This window comes from Streptomyces sp. CNT360, from assembly GCF_000424785.1.
In genome coordinates this window covers 31,879-51,474 of sequence record NZ_AUKO01000031.1, presented here as the reverse complement: position 1 = coordinate 51,474, position 19,596 = coordinate 31,879, and the positions used below count along the sequence as shown (strand labels likewise).

At 74.9% G+C, this 19,596-nt stretch carries 15 protein-coding genes; 8 read left to right on the top strand and 7 right to left on the bottom strand.

Annotation, left to right across the window (positions count from 1 at the left end; translation table 11 throughout):
* Positions 1–210 precede the first annotated feature (210 nt).
* The gene (locus H297_RS0123085; protein ID WP_027738986.1) at positions 211–984 is read left to right on the top strand and encodes an SDR family oxidoreductase; all 774 of its coding nucleotides are present in this window, start codon (positions 211–213) and stop codon (positions 982–984) included.
* Positions 985–1,017: 33 nt separating this feature from the next.
* On the opposite strand, the gene sigJ is transcribed toward H297_RS0123085, so the two are convergent.
* Positions 1,018–1,950, bottom strand: a complete 933-nt coding sequence (gene sigJ / locus H297_RS37955) for an RNA polymerase sigma factor SigJ (protein ID WP_051352096.1) — start codon at positions 1,948–1,950, stop codon at positions 1,018–1,020.
* Positions 1,951–2,080: 130 nt separating this feature from the next.
* On the opposite strand from sigJ, the gene H297_RS0123075 reads away from it, so the two are divergent.
* Complete coding sequence (locus tag H297_RS0123075; RefSeq protein ID WP_027738985.1) at positions 2,081–2,980, top strand: alpha/beta fold hydrolase; 900 nt, start codon at positions 2,081–2,083, stop codon at positions 2,978–2,980.
* 36 nt (positions 2,981–3,016) lie between these two features.
* On the opposite strand, the gene H297_RS0123070 is transcribed toward H297_RS0123075, so the two are convergent.
* Complete coding sequence (locus H297_RS0123070; RefSeq protein ID WP_027738984.1) at positions 3,017–6,196, bottom strand: hypothetical protein; 3,180 nt, start codon at positions 6,194–6,196, stop codon at positions 3,017–3,019.
* 292 nt (positions 6,197–6,488) lie between these two features.
* On the opposite strand from H297_RS0123070, the gene H297_RS0123065 reads away from it, so the two are divergent.
* The 4 genes from H297_RS0123065 (at position 6,489) to H297_RS0123050 (ending at position 11,848) form a co-directional block, all read left to right on the top strand.
* The gene (locus H297_RS0123065; RefSeq protein WP_027738983.1) at positions 6,489–8,072 is read left to right on the top strand and encodes an alkaline phosphatase D family protein; all 1,584 of its coding nucleotides are present in this window, start codon (positions 6,489–6,491) and stop codon (positions 8,070–8,072) included.
* Between the two features lie 30 nt (positions 8,073–8,102).
* On the top strand, positions 8,103–8,672 hold the full coding sequence (locus H297_RS37950; protein ID WP_051352107.1) for a DUF1990 domain-containing protein: 570 nt from the start codon (positions 8,103–8,105) through the stop codon (positions 8,670–8,672).
* A 75-nt stretch (positions 8,673–8,747) separates the two neighbouring features.
* Positions 8,748–10,022, top strand: coding sequence for a GNAT family N-acetyltransferase (locus tag H297_RS0123055; protein ID WP_027738982.1), 1,275 nt, complete (start codon positions 8,748–8,750; stop codon positions 10,020–10,022).
* Positions 10,023–10,135: 113 nt separating this feature from the next.
* Positions 10,136–11,848, top strand: coding sequence for a DUF885 domain-containing protein (locus H297_RS0123050; RefSeq protein ID WP_027738981.1), 1,713 nt, complete (start codon positions 10,136–10,138; stop codon positions 11,846–11,848).
* Between the two features lie 131 nt (positions 11,849–11,979).
* On the opposite strand, the gene H297_RS0123045 is transcribed toward H297_RS0123050, so the two are convergent.
* The 3 genes from H297_RS0123045 to H297_RS0123035 form a co-directional block, all read right to left on the bottom strand.
* Positions 11,980–15,291 (bottom strand): AAA family ATPase, encoded by a 3,312-nt coding sequence (locus tag H297_RS0123045; protein ID WP_027738980.1) that lies wholly within the window; start codon positions 15,289–15,291, stop codon positions 11,980–11,982.
* Positions 15,288–16,493 carry an exonuclease SbcCD subunit D gene (locus H297_RS0123040; protein WP_027738979.1) on the bottom strand — a complete coding sequence of 402 codons (1,206 nt, stop codon included), beginning with the start codon at positions 16,491–16,493 and terminating at the stop codon, positions 15,288–15,290. The genes H297_RS0123045 and H297_RS0123040 overlap by 4 nt, the downstream gene beginning before the upstream one ends.
* 144 nt (positions 16,494–16,637) lie before the next feature.
* Positions 16,638–17,285, bottom strand: a complete 648-nt coding sequence (locus H297_RS0123035) for a YigZ family protein (protein ID WP_027738978.1) — start codon at positions 17,283–17,285, stop codon at positions 16,638–16,640.
* 109 nt (positions 17,286–17,394) lie between these two features.
* On the opposite strand from H297_RS0123035, the gene H297_RS0123030 reads away from it, so the two are divergent.
* Complete coding sequence (locus H297_RS0123030; protein WP_027738977.1) at positions 17,395–17,817, top strand: CoA-binding protein; 423 nt, start codon at positions 17,395–17,397, stop codon at positions 17,815–17,817.
* Positions 17,818–17,827: 10 nt separating this feature from the next.
* A complete protein-coding gene (locus H297_RS0123025) occupies positions 17,828–18,325 on the top strand; it encodes a GNAT family N-acetyltransferase (protein ID WP_027738976.1) in 498 nt (165 codons plus the stop codon).
* Positions 18,326–18,384: 59 nt separating this feature from the next.
* Here the strand turns inward: H297_RS0123025 and H297_RS0123020 are convergent, their stop codons facing one another.
* Both H297_RS0123020 and H297_RS0123015 read right to left on the bottom strand, forming a co-directional pair.
* A complete protein-coding gene (locus tag H297_RS0123020) occupies positions 18,385–18,945 on the bottom strand; it encodes a YbaK/EbsC family protein (RefSeq protein ID WP_027738975.1) in 561 nt (186 codons plus the stop codon).
* A 32-nt stretch (positions 18,946–18,977) separates the two neighbouring features.
* Positions 18,978–19,565 carry an XRE family transcriptional regulator gene (locus tag H297_RS0123015; protein ID WP_037795185.1) on the bottom strand — a complete coding sequence of 196 codons (588 nt, stop codon included), beginning with the start codon at positions 19,563–19,565 and terminating at the stop codon, positions 18,978–18,980.
* Between the last annotated feature and the right edge of the window lie 31 nt (positions 19,566–19,596).

The window sequence follows — 19,596 nt, the reverse complement described above, 5'->3', positions numbered from 1 at the left end:
TGTCCTTGTTTTTTAAAGGCCCTTGCGTATGTCCCTGACCATAGGACGGCCCCCACCCTTGGTCAAGACCAATCAGCAGCGGCTGCCGCCGCGTGACGCGGGCCGGGCCTTGCCGCGTCGCCACGGTACTGGGATGATCGATCATCGATCAAAAGCCTTCGCGGCTCGCCCTCGTGCTTCTCCCCGCACTGCAACTGTCCGGAGGTCCCCATGCCCCGCCCCGTCACACCCGCCTCCCTCCAGCGCGTCACCGTCGTCACCGGCGGCAGCCGCGGTATCGGCGCGGCCACGGCGCTGCGGCTCGCCCGGGACGGGCACCACGTGGGAATCGGCTACGAGCGCGACGAGGAGGCGGCGGACCGCACGGCGGAGGCGGTGCGGGCGGCGGGCGGCGAGGCGGTCACCGTGCAGGTGGACACCAGCGACGCCGAGGCCGTCGACCGCCTCTTCGAGACGGTGCGCGCCGCACTCGGGCCGGTCACCGGACTGGTCAACAACGCGGGCGTCTCCGGGCCGCTGGGACGGTTCACCGAGACGTCGCCCGAGGTGATGCGGCGCGTGGTGGACGTCAACGTGACCGGCGCCCTGCTGTGCGCCCGCCGCGCACTGCGCGAGATGTCCACCGCGCACGGCGGCCGCGGCGGCGCCGTCGTCAGCATCTCCTCCTCCGCGGCCACGCTGGGCTCCCCCGGCGAGTACGTGCACTACGCCGCCTCGAAGGCCGCGGTGGACGCCATGACGGTGGGCCTCGCCAAGGAGTTCACCGGCGAGGGGGTGCGGATCAACTGCGTCCAGCCGGGCTCCGTGCTCACCGAGATGCACGCGGCGATGGGGGACCCCGACCGGGCGTGGAAGAAGGCGGAGATCACCCCCGCACGCCGGCCCGGTGAGCCCGAGGAGATCGCCGACGCGGTGGCCTGGCTGCTCTCGGACGAGGCCTCCTACGCCTCGGGCGCCGTGCTGCGGGTCGCCGGCGGCCTGTGAGGCGGCGCCCCGGGGCGGGGCGCGACGACGGGACTACTCCCGCGCCTCGTCCGGCCCCGCAGGGCTCTCGTGCGTGTCGTCCAGATGCGCGATCTTGTCCGGGTTGCGGATCAGGTAGACCGCCTGGATCAGCCCGCCGGCCACGTCCACCGCGAACACCGTGTCCGCGCGGCCCTCGTGCGTGGCCACCAGCGCGTGGCCGCCGTTGAGCTCCACGAAGCGGTAGCCGACCGCGGCGTCCTGTCCCTGCGGGCCGACTGCCGCCAGGAACCGGCCGACCTTGTCGGCGCCGTCGATCACCCGGCGGGGCGCCTTGGCCTTGCCGGCGCTGTCGGAGACCAGCCGCACATCGGGCGCCAGCACGGCCATCAGGCCCTGCAGATCGCCGTCGACGGCCGCCTTCAGGAACCGCTCGGTCAGGTCCCGTTGCAGCCCGGGGTCCACCTCGAAGCGCGGCTTGCGCTCCGCCACGTGCCGTCGGGCCCGCCCCGCCAACTGCCGCACAGCGGCCTCGCTGCGCTCCAGCGTCCCGGCGATCTCGGCGAACGGGAAGCCGAACGCCTCCCGCAGCACGAAGACCGCGCGCTCCAGTGGCGTGAGGGATTCCAGCACGACGAGCACGGCCAGCGAGACCGACTCGGCCAGCACCACGCGCTCGGCGCCGTCCTGCCGGTCGCGGGCCGCGCCCGTCGCGAAGTCGGTGACCACGGGTTCGGGCAGCCAGGTGCCGACATAGGCCTCGCGTCGCGACTGCGCCTGGCGCAGCCGGTCGATGGCCAGCCGGGTGGTGATGCGGACGAGGTAGCCGCGGGGCTCGCGCACCTGGTCGCGGTCGGCGGCCGACCAGCGCAGCCACGCCTCCTGCACCACGTCCTCGGCGTCGGCCACCCGCCCGAGCATGCGATAGGCCACCCCGTCGAGTACGGGACGGTGCTCCTCGAAGACCTCGGTCGCGTCAGCGGTCACGCCGCCATGATGCCACCGGCCGCGCCGGGCGCGGCCCGCGTGGGGGTTCCTGCCGCGGCCCCTTGCTGACATTCTGTCAACGAGCGCGGTGCCCCCGCCTCGCGCACACCTGGGAACCGTAGGAGTGGTCATGTCCGCCGTCTTCACCCCACAGACGCCCGCCCGCGTCACCTCCTCCGTCGTCCGGGTCTCCCCGCCCGCGCACACCGCCTTCGACCTTTCCTACGAGCGGCGCGGGCAGGGCGAGCCGATGCTGTTGCTGCACGGCATCGGCCACCACTGGCAGGCGTGGGAGCCGGTGTTGACCGTGCTGGCCGGGAGCTACGACGTGATCGCCGTCGACCTGCCCGGGTTCGGTGCCTCGCCCCGGCTGCCGGACGGCGTCCCGTACGAGCGCGAGGTGGTCGCGGAGCTGCTCGCGCATGCGTGCCGGGCGCTGGGCATCGAACGTCCGCACGTGGCGGGCAACTCCCTGGGAGGTCTGCTGGCCCTGGAGATGGGTCTGCGGGGGAACGCCAGGTCGGTCACGGCGCTGGCACCCGGCGGCTTCTACACCACGCCGGAGCGCCTGTGGGCCTTCGGAGTGCTGCGGGCGATGCGGGCCGGAGCACGGGCGCTGCCGGACCCGCTGCTGCAGCTGACGGCCCGGTCGGCCGCCGGACGCGCCGCCCTGACGAGCACCATCTACGCACGGCCCGGGCGCCGCGCGGCCGAGGCCGTGGTCGCCGAGACCCGCGCGCTCCGCCGGGCACCGGGCTTCGCGCCGGTGCTGGCCGAGGGGCGGCGTTCCGGCGCGCTGTTCGACGCCGATGTCCCGGACGTGCCGGTGACCCTCGCCTGGGGCGACCGGGACCGGCTGCTGCTGCGCCGTCAGGGCGTACGGGCCCGGCTCACCGTGCCCGGGGCGCGTCTGGTCCGGCTGCGCGGATGCGGACACGTCCCGATGAACGACGACCCCGCGACCGTGGCCCGCGTCATCGCCGACACGGCCCGGTCGGCAACCCGCCCGGCGGACCGGCCCGCCGGCTGACTGCCGAGGCCCGGCGGCACGGGCCGGCCCGCCGGTTCAGCGCGCTTCCGCCGCGTACGCGCTCTCGATGCGCACCTCCAACGCGCCTGCCTCGCTCATGCGTTCGGCGATGGTGCCCTGCGGGTCGGGGGCGCCCTCCGGGTAGGTGGCGCGCACCCGGGTCAGCCGGGCGACGGCCTCGTCGTAGCGGCCCAGGTCGGCCTCCAGCCCGGCGGCCCGCAACTCCGCACCCGTCGCCTCGTGCAGCCCGGCCTCACCGCAGGTCCGGAAGGCCGCCACCGCACGATCCGCGTACGCGATCCCCCGCTCGTAGCGCTCCCGGGCCGCCTCGCCCTGCTCACCCGGCACCGGCACGGCCACCGGTTCGATGAGCAGTTCGGCCGTCTGCCGCCAGGTGTGGCCGGTCTCCAGGCGCAGGCGGAGCTCCTGCTCCTCGTCCAGCTCCGCGTCCGCGCCGTGCAGCAGCGTGTTGATCTCCTCCTGCGCCGCCGCCATGTACCGCAGCGACTCGGTCACTTCGTCCCCCGCCTCCATGGCGAGCCAGGCGCGGGCGTGCAGGGTACGGATGAGCGCGTGCGGGTCGTCCAGGGCCCGCCACAGCTCGGCCGCCTGCTCGTACAGCTCCGCCGCCGCCGCGTACCGGTGGCCGGCGCGCTGGGTGTCGGCGGCGAGATGGGTGACGACGGCACGCCCGTGCCGGTCCTGCCACGGGTGCGGGTGGGCAGCGGCGCGGTGCAGCAACCGGGCGGCCTGCCTCATCTGTTCCGGCCGCCCGCAGGCGTGGCCGAGCCAGACGCAGGCCTGCACGATGCCGGTTTCGTCGGCCACCCCCAGCAGCCCCTCAAGGGCGGACACGAGGACGGCCGCGGCCTCGTCGGTCTGTTCCAGAGCCAGCAGGCAGCCACCGAGCCGGAGCCTGGCACGGGCGGCGTCGCCCTCCTTGGCGGAGCTGTGCGGTTCCTGCCCGGTGAGGAGCTCCGCGATCGCGCACCGCAGGGACGCGGCCTCGTCGGCGAGCAGCCCCTGGGCGGCGTGCGCGTCGGCGTGCAGCAGGTGCAGTCGGACCAGGTCGTGCGGGGTGCGGGCCGCGAGCCGTTCCGGGTGATCCTCGCCCAGCGCCTCGCGGAGCACCTCGTCGGCGCGCTTGTGGTCGCCGGTCTCCATCAGCAGGCGCGCCAGGGCGAGTTCGGGGCCGGTCGCCGCCCACGGGCGCCCCGCCTCGTGGAAGAGGTCCACGGCCCCGGCCAGCAGCTCGGCGGCCCGCGCGGGCGCGCCCCGCTGCACCGCCAGGCGTCCGCGGGTCTCGGTGGCCTCGGCGATGCGGGCCCGCACCTGCGGCTCGTCGCGGTCCGGCTCCGCCAGGGCGATCAGGTCCGCCAGCTCGGCGTCGAGCGCGTCGGCGGCCGGGCCCAGCGCGTCGGGCGCGCCCCGCGCGGCGTCGAACGGCGTACCGTCCTCCTCGCCGTCGTCCGCCGCGACGCCCAGTTCGTGCGCGCGCATCCGGGCCCGGGTCAGCAGAACAGCGGTGGCGTGCCGGGTGCCGACGCGCCCCTCGGCGTGCGCCCCCCGCGCCTCGTCGCACAGCCCGTCGATCGACGTGCCTGCGGACGCCGCCGGTACGGCCTCGTCCCGGGGTGCCAGGAAGGCCGCGTGCGCCGCGCGGGCCCGGCAGGCAAGGGCCTCGCCCGGCAGGCCCGCCGCGGCGAAGAGACCGGCCGCCTCGGTGAACTCCGAGGCAGCAGCGGCCGGGTCGTCGAGGACCAGCCGCATGGCGTGGTGGTCGAGGAGCTCGGCCCGCTCACCCGCACCGGGCGCAGCGCCCTCGCGGGTGACGGCGTCCTCGGCAGCGGCCCACCGCCCCGCCGCTTGCGGGTGGCCGAGCGCACTCAGCCGGCGCGCTTCGGCCAGCAGTCGGTGCCCTTCCCCGGCGGCCGGTTCGACCGGGGCGGCGGTGGCCACCCCGGGCGGGGCAGCGGTGGCCGTCCCGCCCAGGGTGCCCGGCGGGACCGGGGTGGGGGCTGCGGCGTCCGGCGGCGGCAGCGTGACGGCTCCCACACCGAGGGGGAGGCGAGCCGCCTGCGGGCGGGGCGACCACACGGTGTGCAGAGCCGCGGTGTGGTGGGTGGAACCGGCGCGCGCGTCGAAGCGCTCGGCGACGGCGCGGGCCTGCCCGGCGGCGTGTTCCGCCAGCGACGCGGCCGTCCAGCCGCGGTCCGGGGGTCCGGGCACGGCCAGGTTCCCGTGGCCGAGCTCCGTCAATCGCCGTGCCAGCAGGGCGACGGCTGCGGTCCAGGCGCCGTGGCCCACCGCGTCGCCGTGCGGCTGCCACCACGTCACGTCCCGGTCCGCGAGGATCTCCAGCCCGCGCGGTTCGTTCCCGGTACGGGCACAGAAGCTCAGGTGCCGGGCGAGGGCGAGGCGTGCGGCGGGCGCGTCCCGCACCAACAGCTGGCCCGCGACGTGCCGGGAGCGTGCCTCGTCGAGTCGGCCGAGCCGCAGCAGCGGGGCCAGCGAGGCGGCCAGCAGGTCGGGTTGGCAGTCCCGGCACGGGTAGTCGCCGCGCAGTACCGGCTCCCACAGCCGCAGCGCCGCCTCGTCGTCCGAGGTGCCCGAGCCGGGCTCGGCGGCGTCCGCCTCCCGGGCCTGCTCGGCGTGCGCCTGTCCGCGCCTGACGAGTTCGCAGCCCGCACAGTCGGCGCTCCCGTCCCGCTCCGCCGCCAGCCAGGCGTCATGGGCACGGGCGGCCCGCGTACGGTCACCGAAGCTGCGTGCCGCCAGGAATTCCCGGGCGTGCACGGCGCGTTGCGAGAGGCCGGCACCGGCGTAGCGGCGCCCCATGGCCGCCAGCCGTTCCTCGATCCGGGACGCCGGGACGGCCGGGTCGGCGATCTGTTCCTCGACCGCCCAGCGCAGCGACCACAGCAGCGCTGACCCCGCCTCCTCGTCGAAGGCCTCGGGGTGTGCCTCGCGCAGCCGCACAGCGCGGTCGACGGCCTCGGCCGCGCCCTGGTGCCCGGGTTCCGTGGCCCGGCTCGCGGCCAGGTGCAGCAGCGCTTCGGCCAGTGCCGCGCGCCCCTCGCGTGCGGGGGCGTCCGCGAGCTTCTCGGCGTCGGCGACCAGCCCCTCGGCCCGTGCGACACGTTCTGGCCCGTGCGGGTCCAGTCCCCGCGCCCGGATCTCCTCGCGCAGCTCTGCGGACGTTCGGCTGGTGGTCATCGGGCCTCCTGGGCCGGGCTTCGGCATGCGTGCGGCGTGCGGTCGGAGTTGTCCGTGAAGCGGCATCCTAGGGTGCTCGGAGCGGTCGACCGGTACCGGTCGGGCCGGACCCCTTCTGCCGAGTGTGACGCCGGGTGTTCACTGAGACGTCGGGTGCGGTGCACCCGGGCGGGCTACAACCGGCACGGCACGCCGGGCCGGTCCCCCTCCGGTGACCCGCGCCGTCACGAGAGTGGACACGTCCTGGCGAGAACGTTCGTTTGAGGTCTCACCGCATCGAGGAGCTCCGTTCATGGCACAAGGCGATCCGACCACCGGCGAAACGCCCGCCCGCCGCACCGTACTGCGCGGCACGGCGGCCACGGGAGCGGCGCTGTCCCTGCCGCTGCTGGGAGCTGCGGCGCCCGCTCAGGCCCGGCGCGGGCGCCCCGCGGCGGAGTGGGGCGTGCAGGCCGGCGACGTCACCTCCTCCTCGGGGCTGGTGTGGGTGCGCTCCGACCGCCGGGCACGCATGGTGGTGGAGACGGCGGCGACCGAGGCGTTCCGCAACCCGAAGCGGTGGCACGGCCCCGTGGTCGGCCCGGGGACGGACTTCACCGGCCGTACCGCCCTGCACGGGCTGCGCGCGGGGGAAGAGGTCCACTATCGGGTGACCCTGACCGACCCGGACGACCCCCGGCGGGCGGGCGAACCGGTGCACGGCACCTTCCGTACGGCGCCCGACCGGCGGCGCGACGTACGGTTCCTGTGGTCGGGCGACCTGGCGGGGCAGGGGTGGGGCATCAACCCGGACCGGGGCGGCTATCCGATCTTCGCCGAGATGCGGCGGCTCGACCCGGACTTCTTCCTCAACAGCGGCGACGCCATCTACGCCGACTCCCCCATCCAGGAGCGCGTCGAGCTGCCGGACGGCGGCGTATGGCGCAACGTCACCACCGAGGAGAAGTCGAAGGTCGCCGAGACGCTGGCGGAGTTCCGCGGCAACTTCCGCTACAACCTGCTGGAGCAGAAGCTGCGCGCCTTCAACGCCCAGGTGCCCTGGATCGTGCAGTGGGACGACCACGAGGTGCTCAACAACTGGTATCCCGGCGAGATCCTCGACGACGACCGGTACACCGTCAAGGACGTCTCCACCCTCGCCGCACGCTCCCTGCGGGCCTTCAGCGAGTACTTCCCCGTCAGCACACTGCCGCCCGGGGACGAGGAGGGGCGCGTCTACCGCGTGGTGCGGCACGGTCCGCTGCTGGACGTCTTCGTGCTGGACATGCGCGCCTACCGCAACGTCAACTCGCCGGGCCGGCAGCCGGACGACACCCAGGGCATCCTCGGTCGGCGGCAGTTGGAGTGGCTCAAACGGGAGCTGTCGCGGTCGCGTGCCACCTGGAAGGTCATCGCCTCGGACATGCCGCTGGGGCTGGTCGTCCCGGACGGCGAGACCGACTTCGAGGCGGTCGCCCAGGGCGACCCGGGCGCTCCGCTCGGCCGGGAGTTGCAGATCGCCGACCTCCTGCGGCACATCAAGCACCGCAGGGTCACCGGAACGGTGTGGTTCACCACGGACGTGCACTACACCTCCGCCCAGCGGTACGACCCCGGCCGGGCGGCCTTCAAGGACTTCGCGCCGTTCTGGGAGTTCGTCTCCGGGCCGATGAACGCGGGCGGCTTCGCGGCACTGGAGCTGGACGGCACGTTCGGCCCCGACCAGAAGTTCGTGAAGGCACCGACCCGGGCCAACACACCGCCGACGGAAGGCGGGCAGTACTTCGGCCAGGTCGACATCGACGGCTCCACCGGCGAGCTGACGGTGCGGCTCCGCGAGGAAGGCGGCGCGGTGCTGTTCACCAAGGTGCTCCAGCCGGGCCGGGTGGGGCAGTAACCGTCGGGCGGCGTGCGGCAGACTCCGGGCATGAGCTCTGCGCCTTCCTTCACCTACGCCCCCGTCGGCGAGACGGCGCGCGAGGTGACTCCGCCCGGCTTCAACGGTCTGTGCGTGCGCACGCTGCTGGGCAGTGGCGGGGCCGTCTTCGCGGCCGCCGCGCCGGCTCTCGCGGAGTGGCGGATGCACCGGGCGATGGGCGTACGGGTGCGGACGGACGCCGAACAGGCCGCTCCCGGTGTGCGGGTGACGGTGGGGCTGGGCGTGGGGCCGCTGCGGGTGAACGGGCCCTGCCGGGTGGTGTGGACGGTCGCGGAGGAGCGGCGGGCCGGATGGGCGTACGGGACGCTGCCCGGACATCCGGAGTGCGGCGAGGAGGCGTTCCTGGTCGAGCACGCCCCGGACGGCCGGGTCTGGCTGACCGTCCGGGCCTACAGCCGGCCCGCGACCTGGTGGACGCGGACCGCAGGGCCGCTGGTGCCGGTGCTGCAACGGCTCTACGCCCACCGGTGCGGGCAGGTGCTGCGGCGGCTGGCCCGGCGGGGAGCCACCGGGGGATCCACGAGACCTTCGGGGCCTGGCCGGAAAAGGGGCTTTTGAGGGCCCGGTACTCCTTTTACGCACCTGTGACAGCTCGTTCGCAGCCTGGCAACGCCCGTCCTCCAGGGTGGTGGCATGGCTGATGACTCCGCCGCGAAGACGACCGGCCGCAAGGCAACCGCGACCCGCCCCTGGCACCGCGCGGCACGGGCCGCCCGCGAAGGATGGCGGGCGTGGTGCGATCCGGCGGCTCGGGCAGCCTCGGCGGCCCGCGACGGCGGGACGGGACGGGTGCAGGCCACCGGGACGGCTCCGCAGGAAGTTCGTGCCCCGGACGTCTCCGCAGCCACCGGAGGTGCCGCCCCCGGCGGGGCGACCGCGCTGTGGCGGGCGCGTACCACCGTGCGCGAGGAGCCGGGCTCCCTCGCGCAGGTGTGCGGAGCGCTGGCGGCCGGGCGTGTCGACATCCTGGCGCTCCAGACGCATCCGCTGGGCGACCGCACCGTCGACGAGTTCCTGCTGCGCGCGCCCGTCTCGCTGGAGCGGCAGGCGCTGGCCCGGCTGCTGTCCGAGGCGGGCGGCACGGACACCTGGACCGAACGCGCCGACACCCACGACCTGGTGGACACCCCCGCGCGGGTGCTCGGTCTCGCCACCCGCACCGCCCTCGACAGCGCGGAACTGCCGCTGGCGCTGCGCCGGCTGCTGGGGCGCTGCCACATCCGTTCGATACCCGGCGAGACCCCCGCGGAAGGCACACTGGAGGGCACATCGGTACGCCTGCCCGACCCTGCCGGAGGAGAGATCGTCGTGGAACGGCCCCACGTGCCCTTCACCCCCACCGAGTACGCGCGTGCCCACGCGCTGGTGGAGCTGGACGCGCGGCTGGGCCGCCGCACCCCACGCCACAGCGACGCGCTGACGCTTCCCGCGGGCCGCTCCGTCACCGTCCGCCGCGCCGACGAGGGAGACCTGGAAGCCGCGCTCGCGATGCACGCCCGCTGCTCGGAGCAGACCCTCGACCGCCGCTACCACGGACCCGTCAAGGACGCCGACAGCTACCTGCGCCATCTGCTCTCGCCCCGGTTCGGCCGCACCCTCGCGGTGGAGTCGGCGGCCGGTGCACTCGTCGCCCTCGGTCATCTGATGTGGGACGGCGACGAGACCGAGGCGGCATTGCTCGTCGAGGACGCCTGGCAGCAGCGGGGCGTCGGCTCCGAGCTGCTGCGGCGGCTGACGCGGATGGCGCGCGAGGCCCACTGCGAGAGCGTCTACGCCGTCATGCAGGCCTCCAACACCGGGATGGTCGCCACGATGCGGGGGCTCGGGCTGCCGCTGGACTACCAGGTGGAGGAGGGCACTCTCGTGGTGACCGCCGCCCTGGAGACGGCCGCCGTCGCACCGCGCTGACCGGCGCTGACCGGCGCTGACCGGCGGCTGGGCCGCCCCGCCGCGCGGCCCGTTCGCGGGCCGCGTGATCGGGGGAGCTGACGCCGCGGGCCCGCCCGTACGAGGATGGGCCCATGTCCGATGCGAACACCTCAGCGTCCACCGCCCCCCTGCCGCGCCAGGTGGCCGACACCTACGTCGACGCGCTCGTCGACCTCGACCCGATCTCCGGTACCTACCTCGGGGTGCCCGAGAGCCACGGAAAGCTGCCCGACTTCTCCCCCGCAGGACAGGAGGCGATGGCCACCCTCTGTCGCACCACGCTCGACGAACTCGCGGCAGCCGAGTCGCGGCCCGGCGGCGACAGCGACAAGGAGCGGCGCTGCGCGCGGCTGCTGCGCGAGCGGCTCACGGCGGAACTGGCCGTCCACGAGGCGGGCGAGGGCCTGCGCGCGGTCAGCAACCTCAGCTCGCCCGTGCACTCGGTGCGCGGAATCTTCACCGTGATGCCCTCCGAGACCGAGGACGACTGGCGGAACATCGCCGCGCGGCTGCGGGCGATGCCCGTCGCGCTCGACGGCTACCGCGCTTCCCTGGCCGAGGGTCTTGCGCGCGGCCTCCTCGCCGGGCCGCGCCAGGTGACCACGGTACTGGGCCAGCTCGCGGAGTGGCTCGGCGAGACGGAGGGCGCCGACGAGCGCGGCTGGTTCGCCCAGTTCGCCGGGGAGGGCCCCCAGTCGCTGCGGGCCGAGCTGGACGGGGCGGCGGCCGAGGCCACCCGCGCCATCCGCGAACTGCGCGACTGGCTGCGCTACGTGTACGCGCCCGGCGTCGCGGGTGCCCCCGAGACCGTCGGCCGCGAGCGCTACGCCCGCTGGGCCCGTTACTGGAACGGCGCCGACCTCGATCTGGAGGAGGCCTACCGGTACGGCTGGCAGGAGTTCCACCGGCTGCTGGCCGAGATGCGCACCGAGGCCGAGAAGATCCTGCCCGGCGCGCAGACGCCCTGGGAGGCGCTGCGCCATCTGGACACCCACGGCGAGGCCGTCGAGGGCGTCGACGAGGTCCGCGAGTGGCTGCAAGGTCTGATGGACCAGGCGATCGCGGAGCTGGACGGCACCCACTTCGAGCTGTCGGAGAAGGTCCGCCGCGTGGAGTCCCGCATCGCCCCGCCCGGTAGTGCGGCGGCCCCGTACTACACCCAGCCCTCGCTGGACTTCTCCCGTCCGGGACGCACCTGGCTGCCCACCATGGGCGAGACCCGGTTCCCCGTCTACGATCTGGTCAGCACCTGGTACCACGAGGGCGTTCCCGGCCACCACCTCCAGTTGGCGCAGTGGACGTACGTCGCCGACCGGCTCTCCCGCTACCAGACGACCGTCGGCATGGTCAGCGCCAACGCCGAGGGCTGGGCCCTGTACGCGGAGCGGCTCATGGACGAGCTGGGCTTCCTGACGACGGCCGAGCGGCGGCTGGGCTACCTGGACGCGCAGATGATGCGCTCGACCCGGGTGATCGTCGACATCGGCATGCACCTGGAGCTGGAGATCCCCGCCGACTCCCCCTTCCACCCCGGTGAGCGGTGGACCCCGGAGCTTGCCCAGGAGTTCTTCGGCATGCACAGCGGCCGCCCTGCCGATTTCGTGGAGAGCGAACTGGTGCGCTACCTGGGCATGCCGGGGCAGGCCATCGGCTACAAGCTGGGCGAGCGCGCCTGGCTGCGGGGCCGTGCCGCGGCGCAGCGCGCCCACGGCGACGCCTTCGACGCCAAGTCCTGGCACATGGCCGCCCTTTCGCTGGGCTCGCTGGGCCTCGACGACCTGGAGACGGAGCTCTCCGCGCTCTGACAGCGTCCCTTCTTCCCCGGGTCGGCGAACGAGGGACGGTGCAACTCCGGGTCGGACCGGACGGGAGAAGCGGGTGGGAGGGCGTCGCGCCGGCGTGCCCTCCCACCCGCCGCTCCGGGGTGGTGGCGGTCTCAGCCCGCCGCGGGCGCCGTGTGGTGGCGCAGTACGGAGCCCGCGCGGGACTTGACGACCTCCAGCTGGGCCGGCACCCGCTGCCGCAGGTCGGCCACGTGGCTGACGATGCCCACACAGCGGTCCCGTTCGCGCAGCGAGTCGAGCACGTCCAGCACCTCGTCCAGCGTCTGTTCGTCGAGGCTGCCGAAGCCCTCGTCGATGAACAGGGTCTCCAGGCGGGTGCCGCCCGCCTCCTCGGTCACCACGTCGGCCAGGCCGAGGGCGAGGGCGAGTGAGGCGAAGAAGGTCTCTCCGCCCGAGAGGGTGGCGGTGTCGCGTTCGGCCCCGGTCCAGGCGTCCACCACGTGCAGTCCCAGCCCGGACCGGCCGCGCCCACCGGCTCTCTCGTCGGAGTGCACGAGCGTGTAGCGGCCGCCCGACATCCGGCCGAGGCGGGCCGAGGCCGCGGCGGCGACCTGTTCGAGCCGGGCTGCCAGCACGTACGACTCCAGTCGCATCCGGCGTTCGTTCTCGGCGGAGGTGCCCGCCGTCAGCCCGGCGAGCCGCGCCACCTGATCGTAGGCCGTGCGCAGCGGGGCGACGCGGCGGGCGCCCGCCACCGCCCGGCCGCTCAGCTCGTCGAGCGCCTCGACGCGGCTGCGCGCCGTGTGCTGTGCGGCCTCGGCGGCGCGCCCGAGCTCCTCCGCCCTCTCGGCCGCTTCGCGGGCAGCCTCCGGGTCGGCGGCAGGGCGGGCGGCCGCGGCGGTCAGTGCCGGATCGGAGAGCTCCTCGCGCACGGCGGCCTCCTCGGCCTGCCGGCGCTCCCAGCGCTCCCGCAGGTCGCGCTGTTCCGTCTCGGGCAGCACGGCCTCCGCCGCTTCGTCCACCGTGCCGAATCCGGCCCGGCGTGCGGCGCCGGCGAGTTGGTCCGCCGTCTCGGCGAGGCGCGCGGCGGCCGCGTCGGCCGCCTGTGCGGCCTGTGCGGCGTGGGAGAGCGCCGCCGTGCGCCGCTCCAGTTCGCTGTAGCGCGCCGCCACGCTGGGGGCCGGGCCCCGGGCGCGGTCCAACCGCGCGGTCAGGGCGGTCAGCTCCCGCTGGAGGGCGTCCCGGGTGGAGGCCCGGCCCGCGGCACGGCGTTCGGCCTCCTGCTGCGCGCCGCGCCGTTCGTCGTGCTCACGTTCGGCGGCGGCGAGTGCTTCGCGGGCCTGGTGCGCGGTGGCGGCCTGCGCGTGGGCGCACTCGTGTTCGCTCTCCAACCCCGCCACTGCGGCGGCCAGTTCGTCGGTGGCGATCTCCTGCGGCGGACCGGCGCCCGTGTCCGCCCCCGGTGCGGCCTCCCCCGCCTCCTGAGCGGCCCGGGCGCTCTCGGTCCCCCGCGCGGCCGTGCTCCCGGCCTCGGCTTCTGCCGCCCCGTCCCCGACTGGCGGACCCTGCCCCTGCGCGGTGGTACCGGCGGCTTCCGCCCGGGCGGTGGCGAAGCCGTCACGGAGGGCGGCGAGGCGGTGGTGGGCGGACTCGCGGCGCTCGCCCGCACGTTGGGAGGCGGCCAGGGCGGCCTCCTCGGCGGCCCGGTCCACGTGGCCCGGCTCCTCGCGGGCGGGTTCGGGGTGGGAGCGGGAGCCGCACACGGCGCAGGGTTCGCCGTCCGTCAGGTTCCCCGCGAGCTCTGCGGCGACACCGCGCAGCCGCCGCTCGCGCAGGGCCAGCCACTGCTCCTTCGCCTCGGCGGCCTCCTCGCGGGCGCGGCGGAGCTCCTCCGCGGCGACCTCCACGTCCTCGGCGAGCCGGTCGCGGCGGCGGGCCGCTTCGAGGCGGGCGCGCGCGGGGTGCAGGCGGCCCGCGAGGCGTTCGGCGCGGGTGGCGGCCTCCTGGGCGTCATCCACCCGGCGCTGGAGGGCGTCCCGTCGGGCCTCCCACCCGGCGAGCCACTCCGCGGTCTCGCTCAACAGCTCCTCGTCGGCCCGGGACTCCGCCTCCAGCCTGCGCAGTTCGGCTTCGGCACCGGCGACCCGCGGCTCCTCCTCGCGTGCGCTGCGCAGGGCGCCGAGCTCCTGGCCCGTCTCCCTCTCCAGCTCCGCGAGCCGTTCGGTTCCGGCGTGGGCCACGGCGTCCGGCAGGAGGGACCGTGCGTGCTGCGCGGCGGCCTGGGCCCGGGTGTGCTCCTCGCGGGCCGCCTGGTGCAGGCGCAGCGCGGGGGCGACGGTCTCCGCGGCGTGTGCGGCCTCCAGACGTCGCCGCAGCGTGTCGCGCTCCCCGGTCGCGGCCGCGAGCTCGTCGGCGCGCTGCCTGGCCCGTGCGAACCTGGCCTGGTCCCGGGCGAGTTCGCGCACCTCCTCGAACCGCTGGGCGGCGGCAGCGTGCCGCTCACGGGCCGTGCCGGCGGCCAGTGTGGTGGCGGTGAGACGTTCGCGGGCGTGGGAGCGGGCCTGGGCCGCCCAGGCCAGGACCGCGTCGGCGAGTCCGGCGTCGCCGGGAGCGAGCGGCGTCGGTTCGGTGTCCTTTGCGGCGCTCGCGCCCCGGTTGCGCCTGGGCGCGGTGCGCCGCCCGCCGGGTGCCGTGCCCGAGCGCGGGGAGGGCACGGTGTCGGTGTCCGGTCGGGCCCCGGATGCCGTGCCCGGGGTGGTGCCGGGGCCCTCGCCCAGCTCGGCCGGGTCACCGACCGCCTGACGCATCCGGTGGGCGAGGGCCAGCAGTTCCTCGTCCGCCGTGACGACGTCCTGCTGTGCGGTTCTGCGCATACGCGCCAGCTCCTCCTCGACGGCGGCGTACCGTGAGGTGTCGAAGAGACGGCCCAGCAGCTTGGCCCGGTCCTCGGCGCCGGCGCGCAGGAACCGCGCGAAATCGCCCTGCGGGAGCAGGACGACCTGGCAGAACTGGTCCTTGCTCATACCGAGGGCCTGGCCGATCTCCTCACCGATCTCCTGGTGGGAGCGGCTGAGGCCGTGCCATCGGCCGGTGGCGGGATCGAAGGCGCGCAGCTCGCAGCGGGCACGCTCGCGGGTGAGCCCGGTGCCGCGTGCCTTGGGCCGCAACTGCTCGGGGGCACGGGTGAGTTCCAGTCGGCGTCCGGCGACGGTCAGGTCGAGCACGACCTCGGTGCGGGTGTGTGCGTCGGCGTGGTCACTGCGCAGAGTGCCGCCGGGCTGCTGCCGGGCGCCGGGGACGCCGCCGTACAGGGCGAAGCAGACGGCATCCAGCACGGAGGTCTTGCCCGCACCGGTGGCACCGTGCAGCAGGAAGAGCCCTGCCGAGGAGAGCGCGTCGAAGTCGACGGTGTGGGTACGGCTGAAGGGGCCGAAGGCGGTCAGCGTGAGCTGGTGCAGCCTCATCGTGCCCCCTCCCGGCCGGGCGTGCGGGAGGCGGCGGGTTCGGCGTGCTCGGTCTCCGCGACGCGGACGGCCTCCAATGCCCGGCCGAGCATTCTGCGTTCCTCGGGGGCTGCGGCCCGCCCGGGGCGTACGTGCCCGACGAAGTCCTCGGCGATCTGCCGTTCGGTGCGGCCCTTGAGCCGTACGGCGTAGGAGCGTGCGTCCTCCGCCTCCTCCCGTTCCGGTGCGAAGACGAGGCTGACCGTGTGCGGGAACCGCTTCTCCAGCCGCGCCATCGGGTCGTGCGGGCGTGCCGCATCGGTCAGGGTGGCCTCCACCCACGCATCGGTGTGCCGGTCGAGGGCGGGGTCCTCCAGCAGTTCGGCGAGGGTGCCGCGGAGCCGGGCGAGGGGGCGAGGAACGGGACAGTGGAGCCGTTCGGCCGTCACCTCGCCGCCGGGCCCCAGGTCGACCAGCCACATCGACTTGGGGTGGTTCGCCTCGGAGAAGGAGTAGGCGATCGGCGTGCCGGAGTAGCGCACCCGTTCGGTGAGGGTCTGGCAGTTGTGCAGGTGGCCGAGCGCTGCGTAGTCGACGCCGTCGAAGACCGAGGCCGGTACGGAGGCGACGCCGCCGACGGTGATGTCCCGCTCGCTGTCGGAAACCTCCCCGCCGGTGACGAACGCGTGCGCCAGCACGACGGAGCGCGTCGCGGGCGGACGGCCGGCCAGGTCGGCCCGCACCCGGTCCATGGCGGCGCTCAGGACGGCGGTGTGGCTGCCCCGCTCCACGCCGAGGGTCTGCCGTACCAGAGAGGGTTCGAGGTAGGGGATCCCGTACACGGCGATCTGACCGTGCCCGTCGCGGTCCGGCAGCAGCACCGGCGTACCGCACTCCTTGGGATCGGTGCGCAGATGGATGCCCGCCTGTCCCATCAGCTTCGAGCCGACCCCCAGCCGGCGGGCCGAGTCGTGGTTGCCCGCGATCATGACGGTGGGGACGTCGCGCTCGGCGAGGCGGTGCAGGGCGTGGTCGAACATCTCGACGGCTGCCAGGGAGGGCACGGCGCGGTCGTAGACGTCGCCGGCGACGAGCACGGCGTCCACCGCGCGCTCCTCGACGGTGGCGACCAGGTGGTCGAGGAAGGCGCGCTGGGCGTCCAGGAGGCTCACGCGATGGAAGCTCCGGCCCAGGTGCCAGTCCGAGGTGTGCAGCAGACGCATGGTCAACGACCTTAAGGCCCGCCACCGACAGTCCGGTCGCCGCCCGTCACGCCGGGCCCCTACGGGATGCGCACACGGCGGCTGCCGGTCCCGCGCCGGTGCGGCTCCCCCGGTCGCGGTCCAGGTGCTGCGGGCCGACGCGGTTCACACGGTGCCGAAGGCCTCGCCGCCCACCTCGCATCGGGCTGTCCCCGCCGTGGCGTCGGCGAGCCACCCGCGAAAGGCGTCCACTTCCTGCTGGGGCAGCCCGAGTTCGATGGTGACCTCGGCTCCGTACCGGACGTCCCGTACGTCGCGGCCGGTCGCGCGCAGGTCGTTCTCCAGGCGCCCGGCCCGCTCGTGCCCCACCGTGACGGTCACCAGCCGGAAGCGTCGCCGGGTGACGGTGCCGAGCGCGTCGAGGGCCTCGCCCACCGCGCCGCCGTACGCCCGGATGAGCCCTCCGGCGCCGAGCTTGACGCCGCCGAAGTACCGGGTGACGACGGCGACCGCGAAACGCACCTCGCGGCGCAGCAGCATCTGGAGCATGGGTACGCCCGCGGTGCCGCCCGGCTCGCCGTCGTCGTCGGCCTTCTGGACGCGGGCGTCCGCGCCGATGACGTACGCCGAGCAGTTGTGGTGGGCCCCGGGGTGGTCCTTGCGGACGCGGGCGATGAACTCCCGCGCCTCGTCCTCGGTGGCGGCGGGCGCGAGGGCGCACAGGAAGCGGGAGCGGTTGACCTCGGTCTCGTGCACGCCCTCGGCGGCGACGCTCACGTACTCCTCGGGCCCCGCGGGCGGCTCCTGCTGCATCCGGTCAGCCTAGGGCCCGCCCCGCGGGAATCCGCGCGGGGTGGTCCTCGTTGGCACGCTCAGCAGGCCCTCCGGCGGCGTCCCACGAAGGAGCAGAGGAGCAGAGACGGTGTATGGCGATCCCGAGACGGTACGGCGCATCCTCACGGAGCTGGGCGACACCTGGGCGGTGGTGGGACTGTCCCAGAACACGGCGCGGCCCGCCTACGGGGTGGCCGAGGTGCTCAAGCGCTACGGCAAGCGCGTCGTCCCCGTCCATCCCAAGGCGGAGACGGTGCACGGGGAGCCCGGTTACGCGAGCCTGGCCCGGATTCCGTTCCCGGTGGACGTGGTCGACGTCTTCGTCCACTCCGCTGCGGCGGGCGAGGTCGCCGACGAGGCGGTGGCCGTCGGCGCGCGGGCCGTCTGGTTCCAGCTCGGGGTGGTGGACGAGGCGGCTTACGAGCGCACTCGGGCTGCCGGGCTGCACATGGTGATGGACCGGTGTCCGGCGATCGAGATCCCCCGGTTGGGCGCCGAGGGTCTGGGCTAGCGTCCCCCGCATGATCAGCACACGCAGGGCGGCTCCGGAAGACGCCGAGGAGATCGTGCGGTTGCGCCGCGTCATGTTCGCGGCGATGCGCGGCGCGGACGAGCCGGGGGCGTGGGAGGCGGAGGCCGTGCGGGTGGCCAGGCGGCAGCTCGCGCAAGGCCCTTCCCCGCTGTCGGCGTTCGTGGTGGACGGCGACGCCTCCGGCGGCCCGGCCCACCTGGCGGCGTGCGCGGTGGGCCGGGTCGAGGAGCGGCTGCCCGCGCCGGTGAGCCCGCTGGGCCTGTTCGGATTCGTGTTCAACGTGTGCACCGACGAGCGCTATCGCGGGCGCGGCTACGCGCGGGCGACGACGGAGGCGTTGCTGGCGGACTTCGCCCGCCGCGGGGTGACCCGGGTGGACCTGCACGCCACGCCGGACGCGGAGCGGATGTACCGCACGCTGGGCTTCGCCGAGCACTCGATCCCGCTGTCGCTGGACCTCAGCACGCGCCGTGCGGCCGGGGGCTGAGCCCTCGGCCTGCCCCGGCCCGGGCGGAAGCTGCTCCGGACCGCGGCCGGGGCGAAACGCTATCCGCGCAGCCCGAGTCCCTCGACGACCTCCGCTCCCGGCAGTGTGGCCAGCGCCTTGCCGGGGAGGATCAGCTTGCCCCGGCGGCTGCCGCTGCCGATCAGCACCCACGGGAGTGCGGCGGCCTCGGCGTCCACCAGGAGCGGCCAGCCTTCGGGCAGTCCGACGGGGGTGATTCCGCCGTACTCCATGCCGGTCTGCTCGACGGCGGTCTCGTGCGGGGCGAAGGAGACCTTGCGTGCCCCGAGCCCGCGCCGGGCCGCGCCGTTGACGTCGACACGGGTGGCGGAGAGGACCAGGCAGGCGGCGAGGGTACGTTCGCCGCCGCGCTTCGCCGCCACCACCACGCAGTTGGCCGAGGTCTCCAGCAGGTCCTCGCCGTAGGTCTCGACGAAGACGGCCGTGTCCGCCTTCTCCGGTGCGGTGTCGACGTACAGCAACTGGTCGGCGGGGACCGGGCCCTGCCATCCCCGGACGGCCGCGGCGACGGGCGCGGTCAGCCGGTCCAGTGCGTCGGGGGCCGGGACCGCGGTGTCGAAGTTTCCGATGGGTGCGCGCATGGCACGCACTTTAGCCAGCGCGGGACAGGGAGTCAGCGCGGTTCGGGAACCGAGACGGCCATGGTCATCTCGACGGCTTCGCTGCCGTCGTTGCGGTAGCCGTGCGGGACGTGGGACTCGAAGCAGGCGGAGGTTCCGGTGGCCAGGGCGTGGTCGGTGCCGTCCACGTCGAGGGTGAGCGTTCCCGCGGTGACGTGGACGAGCTCGGTGGTTCCGACGGGGTGCGGGTCGGAGGTGCTGGCCTCGCCCGGCATCAGCCTCCAGTGCCACAGCTCCAGCGGCCCGGGGGCCTCGGTGCCGGCGAGCAGGGTGCTGTGGCTGCCGGCTTCGGTGGACCACAGGCGGATGGCCTGCTCGGGCGGCACGAGGCGGACCTGCGGCTCCTGGTCGAAGTCCAGCAGCGAAGTGATGCTCACCCCGAGGGCGTCGCCGATCTTGACGACGGTCCCGACGCTGGGATTGGTGCGGGCCTGTTCGATCTGGATGAGCATCCCGCGGCTGACGCCGGCGCGGGCCGCGAGGGCGTCGAGGGTGAAGCCACGTTCGGCCCGCTGGTGCTTGAGATTGCGGGCGAGGGCTTGCGTGAGCTGGTCGAGGTCCGTCACGGCGTTCCGCACCATCCAGAATATTCGATGACAGAGTGCAGCCTGT

Bases quoted from the DNA above. Each gene is read 5' to 3' on its own strand.
- H297_RS37950 (WP_051352107.1), top strand. From the start codon at position 8,103: ATGAGCTCTGCGCCTTCCTTCACCTACGCCCCCGTCGGCGAGACGGCG.
- H297_RS0123050 (WP_027738981.1), top strand. From the start codon at position 10,136: ATGTCCGATGCGAACACCTCAGCGTCCACCGCCCCCCTGCCGCGCCAG.
- H297_RS0123015 (WP_037795185.1), bottom strand. From the start codon at position 19,565: ATGGTGCGGAACGCCGTGACGGACCTCGACCAGCTCACGCAAGCCCTC.
- H297_RS0123035 (WP_027738978.1), bottom strand. From the start codon at position 17,285: ATGCAGCAGGAGCCGCCCGCGGGGCCCGAGGAGTACGTGAGCGTCGCC.
- H297_RS0123070 (WP_027738984.1), bottom strand. From the start codon at position 6,196: ATGACCACCAGCCGAACGTCCGCAGAGCTGCGCGAGGAGATCCGGGCG.
- H297_RS0123040 (WP_027738979.1), bottom strand. From the start codon at position 16,493: ATGCGTCTGCTGCACACCTCGGACTGGCACCTGGGCCGGAGCTTCCAT.
- H297_RS0123075 (WP_027738985.1), top strand. From the start codon at position 2,081: ATGTCCGCCGTCTTCACCCCACAGACGCCCGCCCGCGTCACCTCCTCC.
- H297_RS0123085 (WP_027738986.1), top strand. From the start codon at position 211: ATGCCCCGCCCCGTCACACCCGCCTCCCTCCAGCGCGTCACCGTCGTC.
- H297_RS0123065 (WP_027738983.1), top strand. From the start codon at position 6,489: ATGGCACAAGGCGATCCGACCACCGGCGAAACGCCCGCCCGCCGCACC.
- H297_RS0123055 (WP_027738982.1), top strand. From the start codon at position 8,748: ATGGCTGATGACTCCGCCGCGAAGACGACCGGCCGCAAGGCAACCGCG.
- H297_RS0123020 (WP_027738975.1), bottom strand. From the start codon at position 18,945: ATGCGCGCACCCATCGGAAACTTCGACACCGCGGTCCCGGCCCCCGAC.
- H297_RS0123025 (WP_027738976.1), top strand. From the start codon at position 17,828: ATGATCAGCACACGCAGGGCGGCTCCGGAAGACGCCGAGGAGATCGTG.
- H297_RS0123045 (WP_027738980.1), bottom strand. From the start codon at position 15,291: ATGAGGCTGCACCAGCTCACGCTGACCGCCTTCGGCCCCTTCAGCCGT.